Origin of the sequence: Sorangium sp. So ce204, from assembly GCF_051526795.1 — a bacterium.
In the GTDB taxonomy this organism is placed as follows: domain Bacteria; phylum Myxococcota_A; class Polyangia; order Polyangiales; family Polyangiaceae; genus Sorangium; species Sorangium cellulosum_B.
Genome location: NZ_CP150317.1, coordinates 11,135,071 through 11,151,308, shown reverse-complemented (window position 1 = coordinate 11,151,308; position 16,238 = coordinate 11,135,071). Strand labels below are relative to the sequence as shown.

Annotated in this window: 16 protein-coding genes; 11 read left to right on the top strand and 5 right to left on the bottom strand. The window is 71.7% G+C overall.

Going from position 1 to position 16,238, the window contains the following annotated elements:
- Window positions 1-6 precede the first annotated feature (6 nt).
- Genes WMF22_RS42060 through WMF22_RS42045 form a run of 4 tightly spaced genes read right to left on the bottom strand, consistent with a single transcriptional unit; the run spans window position 7 to window position 3,430 of the window.
- Window positions 7-1,479, bottom strand: a complete 1,473-nt coding sequence (locus tag WMF22_RS42060; RefSeq protein ID WP_438033384.1) for a hypothetical protein — start codon at window positions 1,477-1,479, stop codon at window positions 7-9.
- Window positions 1,476-2,045 carry a nucleotidyltransferase domain-containing protein gene (locus WMF22_RS42055; RefSeq protein WP_438033383.1) on the bottom strand — a complete coding sequence of 190 codons (570 nt, stop codon included), beginning with the start codon at window positions 2,043-2,045 and terminating at the stop codon, window positions 1,476-1,478. The genes WMF22_RS42060 and WMF22_RS42055 overlap by 4 nt, the downstream gene beginning before the upstream one ends.
- Window positions 2,035-2,964, bottom strand: a complete 930-nt coding sequence (locus WMF22_RS42050) for an ATP-grasp fold amidoligase family protein (RefSeq protein WP_438033382.1) — start codon at window positions 2,962-2,964, stop codon at window positions 2,035-2,037. The genes WMF22_RS42055 and WMF22_RS42050 overlap by 11 nt, the downstream gene beginning before the upstream one ends.
- A gap of 19 nt (window positions 2,965-2,983) precedes the next feature.
- The gene (locus WMF22_RS42045; RefSeq protein ID WP_437295550.1) at window positions 2,984-3,430 is read right to left on the bottom strand and encodes a hypothetical protein; all 447 of its coding nucleotides are present in this window, start codon (window positions 3,428-3,430) and stop codon (window positions 2,984-2,986) included.
- Between the two features lie 195 nt (window positions 3,431-3,625).
- Here WMF22_RS42045 and WMF22_RS42040 point away from each other — a divergent pair, with 195 nt between their 5' ends.
- The 4 genes from WMF22_RS42040 (at window position 3,626) to WMF22_RS42025 (ending at window position 5,635) form a co-directional block, all read left to right on the top strand.
- Window positions 3,626-4,429, top strand: coding sequence for a hypothetical protein (locus tag WMF22_RS42040; RefSeq protein ID WP_438033381.1), 804 nt, complete (start codon window positions 3,626-3,628; stop codon window positions 4,427-4,429).
- Window positions 4,430-4,745: 316 nt separating this feature from the next.
- The gene (locus WMF22_RS42035; protein WP_437295548.1) at window positions 4,746-5,078 is read left to right on the top strand and encodes a hypothetical protein; all 333 of its coding nucleotides are present in this window, start codon (window positions 4,746-4,748) and stop codon (window positions 5,076-5,078) included.
- A gap of 72 nt (window positions 5,079-5,150) precedes the next feature.
- Window positions 5,151-5,384, top strand: a complete 234-nt coding sequence (locus WMF22_RS42030; RefSeq protein WP_437295547.1) for a hypothetical protein — start codon at window positions 5,151-5,153, stop codon at window positions 5,382-5,384.
- Window positions 5,381-5,635, top strand: a complete 255-nt coding sequence (locus WMF22_RS42025; RefSeq protein WP_438033380.1) for a hypothetical protein — start codon at window positions 5,381-5,383, stop codon at window positions 5,633-5,635. Before WMF22_RS42030 ends, WMF22_RS42025 begins: the two co-directional genes overlap by 4 nt.
- A 91-nt stretch (window positions 5,636-5,726) precedes the next feature.
- Here WMF22_RS42025 and WMF22_RS42020 read toward each other — a convergent pair whose 3' ends face one another.
- Window positions 5,727-6,623 (bottom strand): fibro-slime domain-containing protein, encoded by an 897-nt coding sequence (locus WMF22_RS42020; protein ID WP_437295545.1) that lies wholly within the window; start codon window positions 6,621-6,623, stop codon window positions 5,727-5,729.
- A gap of 530 nt (window positions 6,624-7,153) precedes the next feature.
- On the opposite strand from WMF22_RS42020, the gene WMF22_RS42015 reads away from it, so the two are divergent.
- The 7 genes from WMF22_RS42015 to WMF22_RS41985 all read left to right on the top strand — a co-directional run bounded on the left by WMF22_RS42015 (window position 7,154) and on the right by WMF22_RS41985 (window position 16,050).
- Entirely contained in the window at window positions 7,154-8,695 is a 1,542-nt protein-coding gene (locus WMF22_RS42015; RefSeq protein WP_437295544.1) for a YncE family protein, read from the top strand.
- Window positions 8,692-10,125 (top strand): YncE family protein, encoded by a 1,434-nt coding sequence (locus tag WMF22_RS42010; protein WP_437295543.1) that lies wholly within the window; start codon window positions 8,692-8,694, stop codon window positions 10,123-10,125. The genes WMF22_RS42015 and WMF22_RS42010 overlap by 4 nt, the downstream gene beginning before the upstream one ends.
- Before the next feature lie 315 nt (window positions 10,126-10,440).
- On the top strand, window positions 10,441-11,472 hold the full coding sequence (locus WMF22_RS42005; protein WP_438033379.1) for a hypothetical protein: 1,032 nt from the start codon (window positions 10,441-10,443) through the stop codon (window positions 11,470-11,472).
- A 117-nt stretch (window positions 11,473-11,589) separates the two neighbouring features.
- Entirely contained in the window at window positions 11,590-11,742 is a 153-nt protein-coding gene (locus tag WMF22_RS42000) for a hypothetical protein (RefSeq protein ID WP_437295541.1), read from the top strand.
- A gap of 516 nt (window positions 11,743-12,258) precedes the next feature.
- Window positions 12,259-13,626 carry a hypothetical protein gene (locus WMF22_RS41995; protein ID WP_438033378.1) on the top strand — a complete coding sequence of 456 codons (1,368 nt, stop codon included), beginning with the start codon at window positions 12,259-12,261 and terminating at the stop codon, window positions 13,624-13,626.
- Between the two features lie 57 nt (window positions 13,627-13,683).
- Window positions 13,684-14,733: an expansin EXLX1 family cellulose-binding protein gene (locus WMF22_RS41990; protein WP_438033377.1), complete on the top strand. Its 1,050-nt coding sequence runs from the start codon at window positions 13,684-13,686 to the stop codon at window positions 14,731-14,733.
- Window positions 14,734-14,946: 213 nt separating this feature from the next.
- Window positions 14,947-16,050: an alpha-hydroxy acid oxidase gene (locus tag WMF22_RS41985; protein WP_437295538.1), complete on the top strand. Its 1,104-nt coding sequence runs from the start codon at window positions 14,947-14,949 to the stop codon at window positions 16,048-16,050.
- The last annotated feature ends 188 nt before the right edge of the window (window positions 16,051-16,238 follow it).

Genomic DNA, 16,238 nt, shown 5'->3' with positions numbered 1-16,238 from the left:
CGCCGCTCACACCCGGACCGCCAGCCGCCGCTCCTCCCGGCGGACCTGCGCGTCGAGGGTCGGCCACAGCTGCATGAGCTCGCCGAAGCGCGCGACCAGCCGCTGCGTGTGCGCGAGCGCCTCGGCCGGCGTTCGTCCGCGGCGCACCTCGACGGGCACCGCGTGCAGCGGGTCCTTCAGACTGTCCGTGAGCAGGCCGGCGCTGCGGGCGAGCGCCTGCACGTAACGCGGGTGGGCGGCGCCGGCGAGCCCGCGCAGGCGATCGAGGCGGTCGATTTTGATCTGCACCATCTCGTCGATGAGCTGCGTGACGATCCGTGTGAACTCTGCCAGCGGCAGCGCGCCGTACCCGACCAGCGTCCGGCCCTTTTCGCCGAGCGGGTCGGTGAACGAGTGGTAGGCGCTGGCCGAGCTGACGAACAACAGGCCGCGCACCACCTCGCCGATGCTGGCGTGCCACGGCTCCGAGTAGCCGCGCCCGTGGTAGCCACGGCCTGGCTCCGGCGCGTGCTCGACCAGCCACGGCACATCGGCGAACGCGTGCGTCGGAAACACCGCCGAGAGCGCGCTCGAGAACGTGCTGTCCGAGCTACGGTACACGGGCATGTACGGCGGCAGCAATGTCGATTGATCGCAGGCGTAGTTGGGTCCGATCAACAGACCGCCCATCCGCAGGGTCGGGTGGGTCGGCGCGCGGATGATTTCGCGCGAGCTCATCGCCCGATCGAGGTCGTCGGCCGAGCCGCTGAGGCGCGCCCGGGTGCCGTCCTTGCCGTGCAGCAGGTGACCGATGTTGCTGTACATGCAGCTGTCGCCGACCACGCCGTTCTGCGTCACCCTGACCACCGACTGCCGACGCATGTACCGCGCCCAGTACGCGTCGTCCGCTTCGGCTGACATGCCGGCCGCCTCCATGATCTCGCGGCAGGAGCGGCCGAGGTACGCCTCGTGCAGCGAGAGCAGGCACGCCGACCCCGGACGCGTCGCCGAAAGCGCCGCCGCGTGGTCGTCGAAGAACCAGTACTCCTGCGTCGTCCCCGGCCCCACGAGCACCAGCGAGTCGTCCCACACCGGCGGCCGCGACAGCGCCGCCAGCGAGTCGTCGTCGATGTACATCGCCTGCTCGCCGAGGGTCTCGAGCTGCAGCGCGTTGCGGTTGGCCCCGAGCGTGTAGCCGGCGCGCTCCGGGTCGAACAGCGCGTACTCGAGCACGTCCGCCGGCAGGCCGGCCGCCACGACGCGCGCCGCGAACCGGCGCTTCTCGTCGCAGCCGGCGTACCACACCGCAAAATCAGGGTATTCGCGGCCGATCTGCTCGGCGACCGCGCGCGCCGACGGCTGCTCGCCCGGGACATGATCGTCCATGATGATCACCCGCGGCCGGCGGCCGTACATCCGCGCGTTGTCCACGTAGCTCCGGACGCAGCGCGCGAGCAGCTCGGGCCGCCCCCGCGTGGTGAAGCCGAGCGCAGTGATCACGCCTCGCCCCCGCCCGGCCCGTCGAAGAACTTGTCGTACGGCATCCGCGTGTCCCCATAGCGCGCCCGGATCTCCGCCTCGAATTGCGGGTGCTCGGCGTAGAAGGCCGCCTCCACCAGGTGATGCTCGCGCTCGTAGGCGCGGACGTTGTCCGCCGTCACGACCGCGATCCGGCGCTCGCCGAGCGCGACATCTCGGGCCAGCGGCGTCTGCCAGCGGTGCACGTGGCGGGCGAAGAACCGCGTCGTCCAGCCGTCCGCCGCCGGCACGACGTGCAGCGCCTCGACCAGCACGCCCTCGCTGCGGTACGCTCGCTTGTGCGCGTGTCGCTTCGCCGCGAACGGCGCTCGCCCGCTCGCCCGCACGAACGCGTCGATACGGTCGATCTCCGGGCACACCACCAGCAAATCGATGTCCTCGTGCGGCCCGTAGCGCCAGCCGGCGAGCAGCTCCTTGGCCCACCCGCCGAACAGCACCGCGTCGAGCCCGAACGCGCGCAGATCGTCGAGCTCGCGCACCACTGCATCCCAGGTCGGGCGCACCAGCGGGACATATTCACCCGACACTCGCGCCTCCGCCGGTCGGCAGCTCGAGCATGTCGCCGAGCTCGCGATCGTGGCTCGCGGGCGCGAACGCCTCGAACCCGTTGCCGGGGAAGAAGGTCAGCTCGCCGAACAGCACGTGCCCGTCGATCTCGTACAGGTCCACGCGCACGAACGGGAAACCTAGCGCCAGTGCCTCGGCCAGCGCGAGCATCGAGGGCAGCGTCGCCGGCCGCGGGACGTCATAGCCCCCCGGGTACCGCAGCTCGCACGGGATCCGCCGCCAGCGCTCGTCGTACAGGTTGCGGCGGTGCGCCCCGTGGCGGTCGAGGTCGACCTGGATCACGCGGGCACGACCGTTGAAGCAGAACAGCTTGTAATCGACGAGGCCCGGCCCGGGCGCGTGGAGCAGCCGCTCGACGACGACCCTCGGCGGGATTGTGCGGTACACCCATTCACGGCGCAGGTCATAATAATTGATCGTCAGCCAGCGCTCGACCCGCTCGACCGCCGCCGCCCAGCTCGCCGGCGACCGATCCATGATCGCGACGTTCCACCCCGAGCCGTGCGTGCACTTGAGCATGAGCTCGTCCGGCAGCGACGCGCGATCGAGCTCGCGCGGCTCGTTCGCCGATGCGTACAGCGTGTTCAGGTGCTCGGCGCCGACCCGCCCGGCCACGAACTCGCGCACGGCCAGCTTGTCGACCAGCCCCGGCATGCGCCCGTCTCGATACCTCAGCTTGAGCCACTGCAGCTTCTCGCTGAAGGTCCGCGGCCGGTCGAGCTCGAGCCGCTCCCTGTATTTCAAGAGCCACTGCAGCCGCACGTACTGCTCGTCGTCGAGGCGGTGCGACGGGACGTGGACCTCGCAGCCGAGCTCACGCAAGACCACGAGTTGCTGGTCATTCAGCTCGCGCAGGTCGATCGTGAAGACGTAGCTCATGGAGGCGGCGGGCCCCATGTTAGCTCAGGCGGTCCGCGCCGGTCATCCTGGGCAGGCTCTTCGCGTCGAGCTCCCGGGCGAGACGATCGCAAATGTGCGGCGCAAGAGCTCGGCGCGGTTTGTCGACCGCTCGATAGCCGCCACGCTTGCGTTTCGGAGCGGCGTCATCGTCCGCCTTCGTAGGCTCTTCTGGCCTCGCAGGGCGCGGTCCGATGCGCTTGCGCGCCAACGTGGGCGACTTGCCGAGGCGAGCACGCCAGCGTACTTGACGGTGGGAAAGCGCGGCGGCGGGACGCATCCGCCCGACGGCGTGCTCTATGACCTGACCGACCTCGCGCATTCGCAGGTCACCGAGCTCGTTCCACACGAGCTCGGTGCCGTCTTCGTGATAAGCTCGGTCGAGGAAGACCACGTGCAGATGCGGATTGCGCCGCATGTCGCCGGACGTGCGTTGCACGACGGTCACCGCGCCGCTCTTGACCGCACCGCCCTCGGCCTGGCGACGCGCGGCGCCCGCTCTTCCGGGGCGTCACCTCTACACGCGAGGAGCGAGACGTCAGCGCCCGCGAGGTGCGAGACGTCAGCGCTGGGAGCGCCTCGTCTGGTATAGCCCGAGCGGGGCCCTTCATGAGGGCAGGCCACGGAGGGCTACATGAGAAGAATGAGAAGACTCGCTCATCGAGGGACAATTGCCGCGATCGCCCTGCTCGCCGCCGCTTGTGGCGGGTCGTCGGGCGACACGCCTGGCGACGCGGGAAGCGGGGCGACCACGTCAGGTGGCGAGGGCGGGTCGACCGCGTCCAGCGGTACGGGTGGCGGGACGACAGAGCCGGGCGGCACGGGCGGCGGTACGACCGCGTCAGGCAGCGCGGGCGGCGGGACGACCGAGCCGGGGAGCACGATTCTGGCGCTCGAGGTCGTCGAATGGAACCAGACCCCATCGGCGCTGCGGGTGTCGTTGGGCCTGCGGAATGACGATGCGCTGCCATTGCCCGTGACGCTGGCGAGCTTCTCCGTGGTGAGCTCGGATGGGCTCTCGCTCGGTACGGAGCCCTTCGTGTGGCTCGAACAGCCATGCCCGTCGGTGAACCTGCCGTCCTCGGCCTCCTTGCGCTGCGAGGTGGGCTTCCCCAAGAGCGCCGCCCAGGAGCCGATGCGGCTGGTGTTCGCCGCGCTCGACGGGCGGGTGACCGAGGCCGCGTTTCCGGCGGAGTCGCCCATCACGCCGGACAGCGTCTGCTCGCACGTCAGCTTCGAGGGGCTCTGCAATACTTGCATGAGCAATTGCGATCTGCTCGATTCCGGCTGCTCCTCGGACGACGATCGGGGGAAAATCTCCTTCATCATCGATACGGTGGGGCGTGCTTGCCCTGAAACAGCTCCCGCTTTGAGCGCGAGCTGTTACGACGCGCTGCTCGGCTGCCTGCGCTACGAGTGCGCCGACGAATGCGAATTTCACCCCTGATCCACGGGGCACTGCCGGTCGGGCTCGATCTTCTGGATCGCATCCATCGCGGCAGCTACCACCCGCAGCCGGTGCGGCGCGTGCACGTGTCGGGGCTGAGCGCCGGGCTCCACGCGCGAGCCGATCGCGCTTCACACGATCTCCACGATCGAGCCGTCGGCGCGCGCCTCCGCTTCCTGCTCGGGCTCGATCGCTCCGCGCGGCCACTCGTGCAACACGAAGCCGCCCCGAAGCGGCGGAGGAGCCTGGCATCCACGGCCGGACCTCTGGCGGGCGAAGCTGGACGGGCGCGCTGCGCTCCGGCAGGCTCGGGCGCATGAGGTCGTTCATCGCGACGATGGTGTATGAGCTCCACCCGGACACGCCCCCGGAAGCGAGGAAGCTCCTCCGCGCGCACCTCGTCGGCAGGCGCTGGCAGGACAGGCACGATGGCGCGGCGATGCCGTCGACCGCGGTCTGGATCCGCCGCTCCGCGGAGGATCACGAGACGACCGACGACCTGCACGCGGCGTGCGCGCGCGACCTCGGCGACGCGGTGGCCGCCGTGGCGCGGGCGGGGCGGCCGATCCAGGTGCTGCGCGCGTGGATCCAGGTGAGCGGCGCGGGGACGTACGGGCTCGTCACGGTGCCGAGGCGGGCGGACGGCTGAGCGCGCGCGGCGGAAAGCCGCGCCCTGTCGCGGCGCTTCGGGTAGGCTTGGATGGCTCGAAGGGAGGCTTGGATGGCTCGAAGGCTGGGTCTTGGCGCGGCGCTGCTCTCGCTGGTCGCGCTCGCGGGGGGCTGCGGGGGGCTCTCGACGGAGGAGGCGCAGCAGCGCTGTGCCCAGCTGCGCGACGCGGTGCCGTCCTGCTCCACCGACGAGAGCCACGAGGCGTGCGTGAGCTGCTACGAGGAGTGCGGCGACGCCTGCGAGCCGTCGGGGGCGTGCCCGCAGACGTTCACCTGCGCAGAATGAGAGGGAGCTGCAGGAGCAAGAACAGGGAGAGCTCGCTGTTCGTCGCCGCCCTCGTCGCGGCCGCGGGCGCCGTGTCCGGCTGCGGCGGCTACGACGCGGAGAAGGCGAGGGAGGTGTGCGCCGAGCACGTCGGCGACGTCACCTCGCCCGGGCTGGCCGCCTCGTACGCCGACTGCATGGACTGTTTCCAGGAGTGCGGTTCGCGCTGCGCCGTGATGGAGAGCGCTCCGCCGCAGTTCGCCTGCCCTTGACTGAATCGCCGCGCGCGCGCGTCGCAGGGAGGGGGCACCCCGACGAGGCGCTACGGGAGGGCCAGGCGGGCGGCCTCGCCCGTCGCCGGCGTCAGTTGACCTGGATGCCGCAGTCGAGGAACTCGATCGAGGTGTCGATCCGGAAGTGAGAGTCGGTCACGTGGCGCTCGGCGAAGAAGAAGTCGAGCTGATACGTCTGCCCGATCTCGAGCCCGAGGTCGTCGAGGTTGACGACCTCGAGCTGCTCGGCGTGGATGCCCCCGAGGTCGACCACCTTCTTCCCGTTGATGTACGTGAAGACGTCGTCGTCGCCGGCGAACGTGAACTGCTCGCCGCCCTTGTACTGGAAGCCCATGTGCATCTCGAAGGTGAAATGGTAGTTGTGCGGCCGCCCCTCGTTGCCGAACAGCGCCTCGTCGATCGGGAAGAACTCCCGGTTGTTGTACGTCCACACGCCGTCGCCTTCGGGGTCCTCGAACTGCAGCGTGATGTTCATCGGCATGTTCACGCCCTCGGTGTCGCGGAACCACACGTCGAAGTTCTCCTTGCCGGTCGTGGTCGTGGTGCCCTCGGCCCCGCCGGCATAGACGGGTTTCAGGTCCTCTCCGAGGGTGTCCGTGACGATCATGTGATCGTCGCAGTTGATGCACTTGCCCTCGTCCTGCGGCTCCATGTCGGGGTGCGCCTCCAGGAAGTCGCGCACCCGGCCGGTGAACTTGCCGTCGCACGACTTGCCGGTTTCCTGGTCCTCCCCGGGGTTCCCGCCGACACCGCCGCTGCCGACGCTGGGATTGACCGAGCCGAAGCTGTCATCGTAGCCGCCCGTCCCGCTGGGCCCAGCGGTGGTCCCGCCGGGCCCGCCTGCGCCCTGCCCCTGCGATGACGCGTCGCCTCCGCTGCTGCTGTTCCCCTGATTGTCCACTGCGCTGCACGCACCCAGCACGCCCATAAGCGCAAGCGCCGCCACGCACCCAGCCGTCTTTTTCATCGCCAACCTCGTGTTAAGATGCCGTCCCAAGACCCCGCCGGTAAATTAGCATGAGGGTGTCCTCCCGGCGTGCTGACGTGGCGCGTTATCTGGTGGAATTGCCTCCGGCAAATGTGCCTGTTGTTTTGATGGCGCTGGGATTTTCTTTTGATGGTGTTCGCCGGGCGAATCATGGCGCGCAAGCGCCCCGGGAGCGGGGAGCACGTCAATCCGGTGATATCGACGCTTCGGCCACCCGGCGGCCGCCGGCCGACTCCCGAGCTGACGCTCAACTCCCGACGCCCGACTACCGAGCTGACGGCCACAACCATGTTCCCCTCGGCTGCGCCGGCGGCCCTCGCCCCGCCGCGCGAGGCATCTTTCGTGGCGGTGCGATCTCCTGCCACGTCGTTTCGTCCACGGCGCGGGCCGCTCGTGGCTTGGCCCACGTCGCCGGGGCCGCTGCGCCGGCACGAGGGGCTCGACTTCCGGGCTCGCTCGGGTTACGCGAGGTCCGCTCGTCACGGACACGGAAGAGACGCAGGTACGCGGTGGACCACGAGACGCGGAGCGATACCGAGCCCGGCTCCAGCGCCGCTGAGGCGCGGGAGGCTCGCCACGCCGCCGAGGCGAGCCCGGTGCCCGTCCCGTGGGCGGAGCCGCCGCCCCGGCGATCGACCGGCGCCGGCGAGGCGACCTGTCCTGTCTGCCTCGAGCGCATCGCCGCCGGGGTCGCCCTCTGCCCCGAGTGCGGGGAGCCGGCCGACGCGCCCAGGCGGCCGGCGACGGCGCCTTCGATTCCCGATGCCCCCAAGGACGCGAGCTGGCTCGCCCTCCACTGGCGCCCGCTCGTCACGATCGGCGCGATCCTGGGGCTCATCAGCACCGGCGGCGCGCTCCGCTACCTGGCGCCCCACCGGTTCGCGCCGTCCCGGGCCGCGTCGCCGGTCGCTCCCCCGGCCCCGGTGTGCGGGGCGCCGTGCTGGAGCGGCGAGTCGTGCCAGCTCGGCCGCTGCGTCTGGCAGCGCCCGAACGACGTCGGCCACCTGGCCGACACGCCCTCGATCTCCGGGCCCTTCTCGCTCCCCAAGGACGCGCTCGACGCGCTCCCGCTCGACCGCGACCGCTTCGTCGTCGCGCTGTCCGCCGGCCTGGAGGTGCGCAGCTCCCGGTCCGGCCAGGCGCTGAGCCTCGTCTCCGAGGCGCCCCACGTCCGGCGCCTGCAGCGCGTGGGCGACGTGGTCTACGCGACCGCGCCCTCGCGCATCTACGTGATCGACGCCGCCACGACGCGGCTGCTCAAGACGATCGAGCTCGGCGAGGCCGTGGGGGACATCCAGGTCGGCGCCTCGGGCCGGCGCGCGCTCGCCTCGCTGCCGGCGGCGCACGCGGTGGCGATCCTCGCGACCGAGTACCACGCCGAGATCGAGCGCATCCAGTTCGGCGACGACGCCGTGGGCCCCGTGGCCGTGGACGACAGCGGCAGCCGGGCGATCACGACGACGGGCCGGCTCCCGCTGCCCGGCCAGCGCGAGCCGTCGGGCGGCGTCGCCTATCCGTTCGACCCGAGCCGGCTCGGCTCGGAGCAGGATCGCGTGCGCACCTCGATGGTGGGCAACCCGGCCAGCGCGCTCATGATCCCCGACGGCTCGGCGGGCTTCGTGGCCCTCCGGGCCGAGAACACGCTGGTGCCGCTCACCTGGCTCCCGTCGGGCGCGGTCCGGCAGGAGGCGCGCATCACGACGTGCCGGGAGCCGGAGCAGATCGCGCTCGTCCGGCGCGACCGGCGCGCGATCGTGCGGTGCAACGAGGGGCGGGCGATCCAGGTCTTCGATCTGTCGAAGCGCGAGCTGCTCCGCGCCGTCACGTTCCCCGGCCGCGCGCTCGACATGGCCGTCGCTCCGGACGGGGCGCAGGCGGTCGTCGCGCTGAGCGGCGACGGGGCGGGATCGGTGGCCCTCGTCGATCTGAAGAGCTACGCGGCGAAGGTCCACCCGCTCGGCGGCGAGCCGACGCGGGTGCGGCTCGCCCCGGACGGCGGCACGGCGCTCGCGCTCGGCGATCGCGCCAAGGTCGCATGGGTGCTGCAATGAGCGAGCGTCGCGTCCCGTGCCCGAGCTGCGGCGCGCGGATCGTCGAGGGGGCGCGCAAGTGCCGCGCCTGCAAGGGGTGGCTCGGCGAGCGCCACCGCGGCTCCGTGGGGTCGCTCTCCGGCCGCGAGCCGCGCCTGGCGCGGGCCGCGGTGACCGTGGCGAGCGGCGTCGCGGCCGTGATCATCGCCACCCTGACCAGCCTGAAGTCGCCCGTCGGCGAGGCGCCGCCGCTGACCGCGCTCGCGCCGGAGGGCGCCGCCTCGCGCGCCGCGCGCGACACGCGCGACACGCTGGACGACGCGCCGGACCCCGCGGCGTTCGGCCCCGACGCCGCCGAGCCCGCGCCGCCCCCGGCGGAGCCGAAGGGCCCCTGGCGCGCCCGCGAGTTCCGGATCGGGGACGTGCACCCGCTCGACGTGGTCTTCAACCCGAGCGGCGCGTCGATCTACGTCAGCGGCGACGACGCCTCGCTGCGCGAGTACAAGCTCCAGAGCGGCGAGCTCATCCACAAGGCGTCGATGCCGGCGCAGGGCGACCACATCCGGCTCCTGTTCGACCGCTACGTCGCGGTGCTGCGGCACCAGGACGCCGCGCGGATCCCGGTGATGGACACGACCGCGTGGGATCGCGATCCGGTCCTGCTCGACGTCGGCCGGACGCCGGGCGACATCGTGGCGCTGCCGGACGGCAGGACGGTGGTCGCGGCGACGACGGACACGAAGCGCGTGACGAAGTTCGAGCTGCCGACGGGGGTGCGGCTCGCGAACATCACGCTCCCGCACGCCACGGGGCAGCTGTTCCTCGTGCAGGCCGAGGGGCGCCCCTACATCGCGGCGCTCGGCGCGCTGACGCACGCGGGCCGGCCGGCGGGCGCGTGGATCGACCTGTTCGATCCGAGCGAGTCGCCGTTCGGCGCGACCCGGCGGAGCATCGCGGTCGGGCGCGAGCCGCGCGAGGGCGACATCACGCGGGACGGCGGCGCCGTGTTCTTCCCGGATCGGCTGTCCAACACGGCGATCCTGCTGAGCGTCGCCGGGGTGACCGAGACGAGGAAGACGCCCGTCGGCGTCGGGCCGACCGCGGGCTTCTTGCTCGATGAGGACCGGTACGGCATCACGCTCAACGCCGAGGCGCGGACCGCGAGCGTCATCGACCTGTCGACGATGCAGGTGAAGAGCACGCTCCCGCTCCGCGGGGTGCCGCTGACGGGCGTGACGTCGCCTGACCGGAAGACGCTCTTCGTGGCGCTCGGCGGGACCCAGTGGCCGCCGGTCGGCAGCGGCGTCGCGGTCATCGCGGGCGACCCGCCGAGGGTCGTCGCGTCGCTGCCCACGGGCAAGGGCGCGTGCGCCGTGGCGGTCTCGAAGGACGGCGCGCGGGCGGTTGTCGCGTCGTACTGGGACCGGTCGATCACGGTGCTCGAGCGGTGAGGCCCGGCCGCGGCGGCGGATCGGCGCTCCGCGCATCGCTCGCCCGCGGCTCGTCTTGATGGCCGGCAGGTTTCTCCGAGGTTCCGCGGCGCGCAGGTAACGACATCTCCGGCGAACAGAGGTGTCGAACAGGCGCCATCATTTCGTCCCTGTCATCTTTGCGAAACCTCTCTGCGCAGAGAGTGGGAGCAGGCTCAGCGGAGCCGACGGCAGTTCCGAAGGCCGTCTCGTTGCGTCGGCGACGAGGCCACAGCGGTTGTCCTGAAGCCCAACCCCCCTGCGCTGCCCATGACCAACAAGCATCCATGTCGTCCGTTGTTCCGTGTGTTCTTCGGCGCGAGCCTCCTCTGTCTGCCTGCGTCTCAGGCGTCGGCTCAGCCCGCGACGGAGCCTGCCGCCGCGGAGCCTGCCGCTGCGGAGCCTGCCGCTGCAGAGCCTGCCGCTGCAGAGCCTGCCGCGGCGGAGCCTGCCGCGGCGGAGCCGCCGGCGGCGCCTCCGCCGGCAGACAAGCCCAAGCCGCCTCCTTATTCATTGCCCTTTCAGCTCCGCCCGGTGGTCGCCGCGTCCGTCGTGCGCTCCGACACCGCGATCGCCTTCTACAGCGCTCCTTCCGCGAGCTCCTCCGGTTCGACCGTCGCGTCCACGCTGCTCGTCAGCTACAAGGTGACCGACGATCTGGCCCCGCTCGTGCGGATCGGCGTCGTCTCGAACTCCCCGCCTGCGGGCGACTCGGGCTTCGGGTTCCTGAACCCTGTCGTCGGCGCCACCTACGCCCTCAAGCTCACGCCCGAGCTGCGACTCGGCCTGTTCCTTGGTTTGACGGTGCCTGTGGGCTCCGGCGGCGGCGACACGCCGAGCCCGGAGATGGGCCCCGCGAGGACGGCCGGGATCCACGCCCGCTCGGCGATGGATAACGCGATGTTCGCCGTCAACGACCTCACGGTGTTCCCGGGCGTCGGGCTCGCCTATGTCGCGCACGGCTTCACCGCGCAGGTCGAGGCCACGGTGCTCCAGCTCCTGCGGGTCCGCGGGGAGGGCGCGCAGCCGGACTCGTCGAAGACGAACTTCACCGCCGGCGTGCACCTCGGCTACTTCGTCGTCCCGATGCTGTCGCTCGGCGCCGAGCTCCGGCACCAGCGCTGGCTCTCGACGCCCGTCTCCGTGCAGAACGACGCCTCCCGCGCGACGCGCGAGACGACGACGGTGGCCGTGGGGCCGCGCGGCCACTTCAAGCTGGGAGAGAAGATGTGGTTGCGCCCCGGCGTCGCGTTCGCGATGGGGCTCGATGATCCGATGAAGGCGTCAGAGCACAAGATCCTGCAGATCGACGTACCGTTCGCCTTCTAGATTCCCGATTCCGATCCGACGCCTCTCCATCGGAGCCGAGGCCATTCTGGACGAGAGCGGGGAGGTGACGATCCTCAGGAGCGAAAGGAAGGCCGTGCCGAGGAGGCAGCGCGTGCTGTGCTGATCGCGCTCCGGGGTCGAGGCATCGCCGGTCCGGACGTGGCGCGGGAGCGCATCCTGGCCGAGAAGAACCCGGAAACTCTGGAACGATGGCTTGAGTGGGCCGTCGTCGCCGCGTCGCTCGCCGAGGTGCTCGACGACCCCAGCTGAGCGGTGCCGGTCAAGCAAGGATCTCTCCGGAGACGCTGCCCGCTGCGGTGTCCCGGTGGTGCGAGTAGCGGCACATCTTCAGGCATTGCGCACATCTACTTGGAGCGACCGACGTCGCCAGATGTGGCGAGAAAACAGCCTTCGCCCTTCGCGTGGACTTCCCCTTCGTTCGATGGGCCGCGGGCATGATCAGGTGTCGAGGCGCCGAAGGACGCGAGAGAGGCGGAGATCTCTCCGTCTCTCTCGCGTCCTTGGCGCCTTGATGGTTCTTCATCGCCAGGTGCGCTGACGGTTCAGGCAGGTTGCATCGGATAGGCACAGCGGCTGCCGAGCGGAAAGCGGTGCTGTGTTCTCTGGGTCTCCCTCGCCGAGCCCTGGATCTCGACTCGGTGCGACGCGCTTGAACGTCACGGCATCCGGCGATGATTCCCGGGTTGACGCTACACGCCGTTCGCCCGATAGCTTCCGCATGCGTTCGGGGAACATCCAGGCCCTGCTCGGAGTCGGGCCGCGGTGGTGAGCTATCCCCCCCTGGGCGCGCGCGTGCTCGTGTTGGCGGCGCTCGCCGCCTGCCGTGACGGCTCGGGTACGCCGGGCGCCGGGCCGGCGCCCGACGCGGGTGCTGCCGCGCCGGCGCCCTCCGTTGCGTCCGCCACCCCCGCGTCCAGCGCCGCGAGCGCGCCGTCGCTGGACGCGGGGGTGGCGGACGCAGCGGCGCCGGACGCAGCGGCGGCAGGTGCGGCAGCGCCAGACGCGGCAGCGCCGGACGCCGCCGCGCCGGGCGCAGGCTGCAAGCTGCGCCGAGGGCCGCTCTCGCTCTCGCTCCGGGGGCCGGCGCTGCTCTGGTCTCCCGACGAGGCGGAGCGCGTCGACTTCCGGGTGATCTTCAACCGCGACGGCGTGGCGCAGCACGTCGCGCCGTCGTTCGGCGGGCTCACCGCGCCAGGCTCGCCGCCCGCGGAGGCCGCGCCCGACGCGCCCGACGCGCCCGACGCCGGGAACGGCAGCGGCGATCCTGCGCGCGCCTCGTGGCCGGCGTGCGCGGTGGCCTCCCGGTTCGTGTACTGCATGGATCACGGCGGCACGATCCGGAGGACCCCGCTCGGCGGCGGCGCGGGGCCGCCCATCGGCGCCGGGCGCCGCGGCACGGGGATCTCCGCCGTCGCGCTGCCCGGAGGGCACACGCTGCTCGCGTTCCTCTCGGATCGGAAGACGAGCGAGGGCGCCGTGACGCAGGCCTTCGCCGTGCTCGACGACGGGGCCGCCGTGCCGCTCTCCGAGGAGGGCAGCGGCGCCACCTTCGTCGCGCTGGCGCCCTGGAAGGGAGGCGCGCTGGCGATGTACATCGACGCGCGGGCGGCGCTGACGCCGGTGCACGCCCGCACGCTGGGGCTCACGGCGGAAGGCAAGCTCGAGCTCGGCCCTGACGCTGTCGTCTTCGTCGGCGACGCGGGGGAATCGCGGATGGGCGGCGCGCTCGCCATCGGCGCCTCGGGGCCTGCGTACGTGCTCCTGCCGGCGTCGAAGGACATCTCGGCGTTCGGCATGGCGGCGATCCGCGTCGACGAGGCGCCGCGCGACGACATGCCCGCGGTCTGGTCGCTCTACCCGAACGGGCTCAGCCCCGCGCCGATCGCGGCCACGCAGGGCGTCTCGCCGATCCACGTGGCCCGGGTCCGGCCTGTCTCGCGCGAGCCCGGGGCGCGCCACGCGCTCGAGCTCGGGCAGCTCGACGGCGAAGGGCGGTTCCACGCGCGCTGCGTCGCTGTGGAGGGCCAGTCGTTCAAGCACGTGGCGATCGAGGCGGATCGCGGCGGCTCGCTGTGGATCGCGTACACGACGGCGGCCGGCACCTTCATCGAGCAGCGCGCCGCGGGGCCGTGATAAGCCAACCGCGTGGATTCGCGAATCCATCCCTACCGTAAATCTTAAGGAGTCGAGATGAAGCTAGGTTCTATGCCCAGGGGCATTTCATGGCCGCTCGTGTCGCTGATCGCGCTCGGCGTCGCTGGCTGCAGCGACGGCGGCGGCGGTGACGCTGGCAGCGCGGAGAGCGCCTCGTCCGCCGCCGGCGGGCCGGGGGGCGCGGGCGCGGTCGGCGCCAGCGCCGGCACCGGCGCTGGGGCAGGGGAAGGAGGCGGGGACGGCGTCACGGCGGGCGCGGGCGCTGGTCCGGGCAGCTCCACGACGACCGGCTCCACCTCCTCGACGAGCGGCGGCGGCGGCGGCGGCGAGCCCAGCGCCACGAGCACCGGCGCGACCACCTCGACGGGAACGGGCAGCCAGCCGGTGAGCTGCGACTATCCCGCGGAGCACGCGAACGGATCCATCACCTTCTACACGCTCGACATGGGCTCGACCGAGGTGAACTGCAGTTACCCGATCGTCGGACGCAACCCGGACGTCGTCGGGCACGTCCCGTTCGGCGGAGGCCAGTACTTCGCCGCCATGAACACCGCCGACTACAACGCGGCGGCGATGTGCGGCGCGTGCGTCGAGGTCTCCCGGGACGACGGTCGCAAGGTGCAGGCCATGGTCGTGGACCAGTGCCCGATCGGCACGAACCCGAAGTGCAAGACGGGCCACATCGATCTCAGCAAGAACGCCTTTCTCAAGATCGGCGAAGAGCGCGAAGGGTATCTGGGGACCACGAACGGCGGCGCGGCGGGGAAGATCTCCTGGCGGTACATCCCGTGCCCGACGACGGGCGCCGTCTCCTTCCGGCTCAAGGAGCCGACCAACGTGGCCTGGAACCAGATCCTCGTCGAGGGGCACGCGCACCCGATCGAAAAGCTGGAGGTGGAGATCAACGGCACGTGGAAGACGGCCACGCGGGAGCCGTACAACTATTTCGTCGTCGGCGACGGGAACATGGGGAATGCGCCCTATCACGTCCGCGCGACCGACATCAACGGCTCCACCGTCGAAGCGATGCTCGACCTCAAGGCCGGAAACCAGCCCGCGAGCGGGCAGTTCGCCGCCTGCAACTGAGATCGAGGCCTGCGCCGCCGTGCTCGAGGGCGGCCGCCCGGAGGCCCGGTGGTGGACGCGCCCCTCGCCGGGCGCGGCCGAGCTCCCACGGGCGCCGCGGCCGCGCAGGGCTGCGGGGAAGCGCGCTCGCCAGCCGGCTGGTCGCGGGGCCAGCTGGTAGAATGGGCGCCCCCTGCGGTCGGGACGCGCCGCCGGGATCTCCAGGAGAACACCGTGCAAGACCCTCGCCCCGCCCCGTCGCTGCTCACCGTCGACGACTTCGAGCGCGCAGCGCGCGCCCGGCTGTCGAAGATGGCCTATGACTACTACCGATCAGGCGCCGACGAGGGCCGCACGCTCCGCGAGAACCGGCGCGCGTTCCGCCGCCTCGAGATCCATTACCGCGTCCTCGTCGACGTGGCCGAGCGGGACATGAGCACGACGGTGCTCGGCACGAGGGTGCCGTTCCCCATCCTCGTGGCGCCGACGGCCTATCAGCGCCTCGCGCACCCCGACGGCGAGATCGCCTCCTCGCGGGCGGCCTCCGAGCTCGGCACCCTCTTCACGCTCTCCACCCTCTCGACGACGAGCCTCGAGGCGGTGGCGGGCGCGTCTCCAGGGCCGAAGTGGTTCCAGCTCTACGTCCACAAGGATCGCGGCCTCACGCGCGCCCTCGTCGAGCGGGCCGAGTCCTCCGGCTACCGGGCGCTGATGCTGACCGTCGACACACCGGTCCTCGGCCGCCGGATAGCGGACGTGCGCAACGGCTTCGCGCTGCCCGAGGGGCTCGTGATGGCGAACCTCGCCGACGTCGCGACGGCCGCGCCGGCCGAGGAGCGGGGCTCTCTGCTCGCGTCCTACGTCGCCTCCCGACATGACGCCTCGCTGACGTGGCGCGACGTCGGGTGGCTCGCCTCGCTCACGAGGCTCCCTATTCTGCTCAAGGGCATCGTCAGGCCGGACGACGCGGTCCGCGCGCTCGAGGCGGGCGCGGCCGGCGTCGTCGTCTCCAACCACGGCGCGCGGCAGCTCGACGGCGCCCCCGCGACGATCGAGGCCCTTCCGGCGATCGCCGACGCGGTCGCCGGGAGGTGCCCGGTGCTGATGGACGGCGGTATCCGGTGGGGTACCGACGTGCTGAAGGCGATCGCGCTCGGCGCCCGCGCGGTGCTGGTCGGACGCCCAGTCCTGTGGGGGCTCGCCGCGCTCGGCGGCGAGGGCGTCGCGCGCGTGCTCGCGGGGTTGCGCGACGAGCTCTCGATCGCCATGGCGCTCGCCGGCTGTCCTACCCTGGCATCCATCGATCGCGACCTGATCCGACGAGCTCAGGCGCGATGATGGATGCCTGAGTCGCACGAGCGCGGAGTTTTCCAAGATCGGCGCTGTCCCGCGTGCGGCCAGGCGGCGGACGGCGGCGATCGCGACGCGCACGCCGCGCAAGTCGACGCATTGCTGCGCTCCGCTGAACCGACGTGAACCGAGGCGTCAAGGCGTCTTCGACGAAAGAAAAGGTGGCGGCCATTCAG